This window comes from Microcystis sp. M165S2 (assembly GCF_020245885.1).
In the GTDB taxonomy this organism is placed as follows: domain Bacteria; phylum Cyanobacteriota; class Cyanobacteriia; order Cyanobacteriales; family Microcystaceae; genus Microcystis.
On the sequence record NZ_JADBTZ010000343.1, the window covers coordinates 1 to 5,567 of the forward strand.

At 47.7% G+C, this 5,567-nt stretch carries 4 protein-coding genes and 1 pseudogene; 1 reads left to right on the plus strand and 4 read right to left on the minus strand.

All coding sequences use genetic code 11. From position 1 onward, the window contains the following. The 3 genes and pseudogenes from IM479_RS17080 to IM479_RS22785 form a co-directional block, all read right to left on the minus strand. A pseudogene (locus IM479_RS17080) lies at positions 1-265 on the minus strand (IS1/IS1595 family N-terminal zinc-binding domain-containing protein); the annotation flags it as partial. A 323-nt stretch (positions 266-588) separates the two neighbouring features. Then, a complete protein-coding gene (gene prfA / locus IM479_RS17085; protein WP_286826573.1) occupies positions 589-1,689 on the minus strand; it encodes a peptide chain release factor 1 in 1,101 nt (366 codons plus the stop codon). Next, positions 1,668-1,847, minus strand: coding sequence for a hypothetical protein (locus IM479_RS22785; RefSeq protein ID WP_353737507.1), 180 nt, complete (start codon positions 1,845-1,847; stop codon positions 1,668-1,670). Before IM479_RS22785 ends, prfA begins: the two co-directional genes overlap by 22 nt. A gap of 527 nt (positions 1,848-2,374) precedes the next feature. Between IM479_RS22785 and IM479_RS17090 the strand changes: the two genes are divergently transcribed. After that, positions 2,375-4,528: a polyribonucleotide nucleotidyltransferase gene (locus IM479_RS17090; RefSeq protein ID WP_287685194.1), complete on the plus strand. Its 2,154-nt coding sequence runs from the start codon at positions 2,375-2,377 to the stop codon at positions 4,526-4,528. A 135-nt stretch (positions 4,529-4,663) separates the two neighbouring features. Here IM479_RS17090 and rpsN read toward each other — a convergent pair whose 3' ends face one another. After that, positions 4,664-4,966: a 30S ribosomal protein S14 gene (gene rpsN, locus IM479_RS17095; protein WP_287685195.1), complete on the minus strand. Its 303-nt coding sequence runs from the start codon at positions 4,964-4,966 to the stop codon at positions 4,664-4,666. Positions 4,967-5,567: the final 601 nt, after the last annotated feature.

The window sequence follows — 5,567 nt, forward strand, 5'->3', positions numbered from 1 at the left end:
ACCCAATCCATAATGGTTGTTCGTGAGACTCCCGTTACTCTCTCAATGCCTCGAAATCCCAGGCCATTTACATACATTTTCAGACAGGTGCGCTTCACATCATCGCTATAGCTCTTGGTTTCATAGCTATCGATGAACTGAGAACTGTGAACTGTGAACTGTGAACTGTGAACTGACGACCACAGTTTACACATATATAGTTTTGTTTTTGACCACGATGACCATTTTTATTGATGTGGTCACTTTTACATTCTGGACATTTCATCGTTTTTTTCCTTCATTGAGTTTCTATCTATTTTGCCTTCTCATCTCTTTATCTGACAACGCCAAAATTGTTGTTAGGGTTAGGAGCCGGTCGTCAGTAGTCAGGAGAATTAAGAATGAATAATAAGCAATTAAATGGTCTATTCACAGATTTTAGGACATTTAATCCTTATTTTTGCCGTTTTTGACTCCTCAAAAATTAATTATGCGAGAGGTCTAAAGCCAAAAAGTAGCAAGGGGTTTGGCTGTTGCGGGTTGGGGAGAAGGGAGCGGGGGGGATAAATAAAAATAATCTCGGAGTCTCGGAGTCTCGGAGTGTCCTGATTAGGCTGTCTCTTGGGCAGCGGCTAATTCTGCCAGTTTTTCCTGTTGATCCTTGGCGATACAGGATTGGAGCACCTCTTCGATATCGCCGTCTAAAATGCGATCGAGGGAAAAATTCTGATTTAAGCGATGATCGGTGAGACGATTATCCTTATAGTTATAGGTGCGAATTTTTTCCGATCGCGAACCGGTTCCCACCTGAGAGCGTCGCATGGAACTGACCGCTTCCTGTTGTTCCTGTAACTTCATATCGTACAGTTTCGCCCGGAGAATCTGCATGGCCCGTTCCCGGTTTTGCAATTGCGATCGCTCTTCGGTGCAAAAAACCCTGATTCCCGTGGGTTTATGGATTAAATCGACCGCAGTTTCCACTTTATTGACATTTTGACCGCCTGCGCCCCCGGATCTAGCCGTGGTTAACTCAATATCCTTGGGATCGATATGCACTTCCACATCGTCCACTTCTGGCATAATTGCCACGGTAGCGGTGGAAGTGTGGACGCGACCACTCGCTTCCGTCAGAGGAACCCGCTGCACCCGATGGACTCCCGCCTCAAATTTCAGCTTACTATAGACGTTATCGCCTTTAATCTCTAAAATTGCCTCTTTAAATCCTCCCATATCCGCCGGAGATTCACTCAAAAGGCTAACTTTCCAGTTTTGAGTTTCGGCATATTTTGAGTACAAACGCACTAAATCCCCCGCCCAAATACTGGCCTCATCACCTCCGGTCCCAGCGCGAATTTCTAGCATGATATTCTTTTCATCGAGGGGATCCCGGGGCAGCAGCAGAATTGTTAATTGGTCTTCCAAAGTGGCGATTTTTTCCTCCAATTCTGCCACTTCTAGGGCGGCCATTTCCCGTAATTCGGGATCACTGGCGGATTCTTTGAAGATTTGTTTCGCACCGATTAAATCCTCTTGACTTTTTTGCCAAATTTCGTAGGTGTTGACCGTTTCCTCTAGGGAAGCGCGGGATTTGGCCAGACGATGCAATTCACCCGGATTACCGGTGACATCGGGATCCGCTAGACGACGGGTTAATTCTTTGTAGGTCTGTTCTACAGATTGCAGTTTGTCTAGTAAATAACTTTCAGCCATAATCGATAGCCACAAATAGGGTTAAACGGGGTTAATTTGAAGATAACCCGCAAATTCACTGGATTAGAAGCGTCTGACAGATAATAGAGACGCAATCCTTTTAATTGTCTTAATTTTCTTTGTCCGGAGTTCTTCGAGCTAGGAAAAATCCCGCTCAACTGCTGACAGTCAGTCAGTTCTGCTAATACTTAGAAATATTTTTGGGCCAGCAAGCGGCAAGGGAAGACATTTTTTTCTTAACCAGATTATTCCTATATCTAAAACTATCATTTTTTGGCCGGTTTGAGCAAGTAATCTTAAATTCTGTTTAAAAGCAGGGAAGTGGGGTATGGGGAGTATTTTCAGTTATCAGTGAGCAGTAACCAGTTATCAGTGGGGTAGTGGGGAGTATTTTCAGTTATCAGTGAGCAGTAACCAGTTATCAGTGGGGTAGTGGGGTAGTTGGGTAGTTGGGAGACCACTTCGTGCGCGTTGCGGGGGAGCGGGGAGCGGGGAGATGGGGAGCTTTTTTGCTGTGATCGGTAAACGGTAAAGAGTAATCAGCGAACTGAAAACTCAACTCTGATCACTGATAACTGATCACTGATAACTGATCACTGAATACTAAACCTGGCAGAAAGGGGGACAAAAAATGCTAGGATTGCCACAGCACAGAGAAAAGTGAAAGAAAGGAATATAACTTTACATGGAAGAGTTTGACAAGTCAATATCCTTTGATGGCAGGGATATTCGACTAAAAATAGGGCTTTTAGCCCCCCAAGCTGGCGGTAGTGTTCTGATCCAATCGGGAGAAACGGCGGTTTTAGTGACAGCAACCACAGCCAAAGCCAGAGAAGGAGTAGATTTCCTGCCCTTGACCGTTGACTACGAAGAAAGATTATACGCCGCTGGGCGCATCCCGGGAGGATTTTTGCGTCGTGAAGGTCGTCCCCCGGAAAAAGCGATTCTGACCGGTCGTTTGATCGATCGCCCCCTGCGGCCTCTATTCCCCAGTTGGCTGCGGGATGATATCCAAGTGGTCGCTACGACCCTCTCAATGGACGAGGAAGTCCCCCCGGATGTTTTGGCCGTTACCGGGGCTTCCGTGGCAGTTATGCTGGCGGGGATTCCCTTCCAAGGTCCGATGGCAGCGGTGCGCGTCGGTTTACTAGGGGATGAATTTATCATCAATCCCACCTACAAGGAAATCCATAACGGAGAATTGGATCTAGTGGTGGCCGGTAGTCCCGAAGGGGTGGTGATGATCGAAGCGGGAGCCAATCAGTTACCGGAACGGGATATTATTGAGGCGATCGATTTTGGTTATGAAGCAGTGCGCGACCTGATCAGCGCTCAACGGGAATTGATCGATCAGTTGGGTATTCCCCTCGTCACCCGAGAAGCGCCGGCAGTAAACGAAACCGTGCAGAATTTCCTAAAAGAACAAGCTAAAGAGGAAATTAAACAGATTCTCTGTCAGTTTACCCTCAGCAAAACCGAACGGGATGAGAAATTAGCGGCGATCGAAAATCGGCTCAAGGAAACTATAACCGCTCTCCCCGATGAAGATACCTTAAAAGCTCCAACGCTGGAAGAACCGAAGTTAATCGGTAATCTCTTTAAGGATCTGACCAAAAAACTGATGCGCGCCCAAATTATTGAGGATGGGGTGCGGGTTGATGGTCGCCAACTGGACGAAGTACGCCCGATTTCTTGCCGGGTGGGAGTTTTACCCCGTCGGGTTCACGGTAGCGGTCTGTTTAATCGCGGTTTAACCCAAGTGCTTTCGATCGCCACCCTTGGCACCCCCGGTGATGCTCAGGATTTGGGCGACGATCTCCATCCCGAAGACGAAAAACGCTATCTGCATCACTACAATTTCCCCCCCTTTTCCGTAGGTGAAACCCGTCCCATGCGTTCTCCCGGCCGTCGAGAAATTGGTCACGGTGCTTTAGCGGAAAGGGCGATCGTACCTGTCCTTCCCCCCCAAGAGGAATTTCCCTATGTGCTGCGGGTAGTGTCGGAAGTCCTCTCTTCTAATGGTTCCACCTCCATGGGTTCCGTGTGCGGTTCTACCCTGGCGCTGATGGATGCCGGTGTTCCCCTGAAAAAACCCGTTAGCGGTGCGGCCATGGGTTTAATTAAAGAAGGGGAAGAAGTGCGGATTTTGACCGATATCCAGGGTATCGAGGATTTTCTGGGAGATATGGACTTTAAGGTGGCTGGCACGGATTCTGGCATCACCGCTCTCCAGATGGATATGAAAATCCCCGGTTTAAGCATGGAAGTGGTGGCCAAGGCGATCGAACAAGCTTTACCGGCCCGCAAACATATCCTAGAGAAGATGTTAGCGACCCTAGAAAAACCGCGCACGGAATTATCTCCCCACGCACCCCGGTTATTGACGATCAAGATCGATCCAGATCTGATCGGGTTAGTAATCGGGCCGGGTGGTAAGACGGTTAAAGGGATTACTGAACAGACCGGCACGAAAATCGATATCGATGACGATGGTACTGTCACTATTTCCTCCACCGATGGGGAACAGGCCGAAAAAGCTAAACGACTGATCTACAATATGACCCGCAAACTCAATGAGGGTGAGGTTTATCTCGGTCGCGTGACTCGCATTATCCAAATCGGTGCTTTTGTGGAAGTTTTGCCAGGAAAAGAGGGAATGATCCATATTTCCCAATTGGCCGAGGGACGCGTCGGTAAGGTGGAGGATGAAGTGGCCGTGGGGGATGAGGTGTTAGTCAAGGTACGGGAGATCGATAGTAAAGGTCGTCTCAATCTCACCCGTCTCGGTATTCATCCCGATGAGGCCGCCGCTGCCCGTAAAGCTGCTACTGTAGTCTAGGTAAATTTTCTGTTCATGGTTAACTCTCGATCGCTCGATCGAGGGTTTTTTTATCGCTAAAATTGCTTAAAAACAGTAATAGAGACGCAAAAAGCACGCCTCTATCACGGTATTTTCCCTAGATATTGTTTCTGACTACCAGCTAGACTTGACCACACCGGGTAAAAGACCTTGGTGGGCCCATTCGCGTAAAACGTTGCGGGATAAACCAAAATCGCGATAGTATCCTCTCGGTCTGCCGGTCGTTAAACAACGGTTGCGGTGACGACTGGGGGCGCTATTGCGGGGTAATTCCTGTAATTTTTGGTGAATTGCCAGTTTTTCTTCAAAATCTTCGGCGGTACGGAATTGTTCTTTTAGTTCCATCCGTTTAGCTTCGTATTTTTGTCTGAGACGAGCGCGTTTTTTCTCGCGTTCTACCATCGATTTTTTTGCCATGGGGTTTCTCGAAAAAGATTTAACCTAGTAAAGACAGCATTCTCTATTTTGACATCCTCACCGCCGTAAACGGACGCTGATTCCTCACCACGCTACTTTTTTAGGGTAGTCGCCGAATGGGGTTGACGCAGATAGCGAAAAACGCTTAATTGCTTAAGTCTGACACTTTCTCCACGTCCATTTAAAGTCTCCGAATGCCCTCCGGCGACTAATTTAATTTGGGTTTATACATACCGACACAAGGTATGTTTTGCCTCTAGCATGGAGTTCCCAGCGGCCGTCAGCTTCCCCTTACTCATCGTCAACCCGTTGCAGGCATTTCAACCTAGCATATTTATTCGGTCGTATCTATGATAGGGGGGTTTTTTAGACCAGTAAGATTCTAACACAAAGCCGCCCTAAAAGGGGCGGGGTTTTCAACCCAAATTTTCGATAACCTGAATCTCTCCTTGGCCGTTAGTTGACACTCTCCGCCCTAAAAGTGCGGAGATTCTTGGGCTGAATCCTGCCTCTACTAGCAAAGCTAATTTTGGTCTTACAGCTTCATGTCTAGTCCGACTACACCTACAAGGCAAGCACTCTTAGGGACTACTCCCCAAGC

Bases quoted from the DNA above. Each gene is read 5' to 3' on its own strand.
- prfA (WP_286826573.1), bottom strand. From the start codon at position 1,689: ATGGCTGAAAGTTATTTACTAGACAAACTGCAATCTGTAGAACAGACC.
- IM479_RS17090 (WP_287685194.1), top strand. From the start codon at position 2,375: ATGGAAGAGTTTGACAAGTCAATATCCTTTGATGGCAGGGATATTCGA.
- rpsN (WP_287685195.1), bottom strand. From the start codon at position 4,966: ATGGCAAAAAAATCGATGGTAGAACGCGAGAAAAAACGCGCTCGTCTC.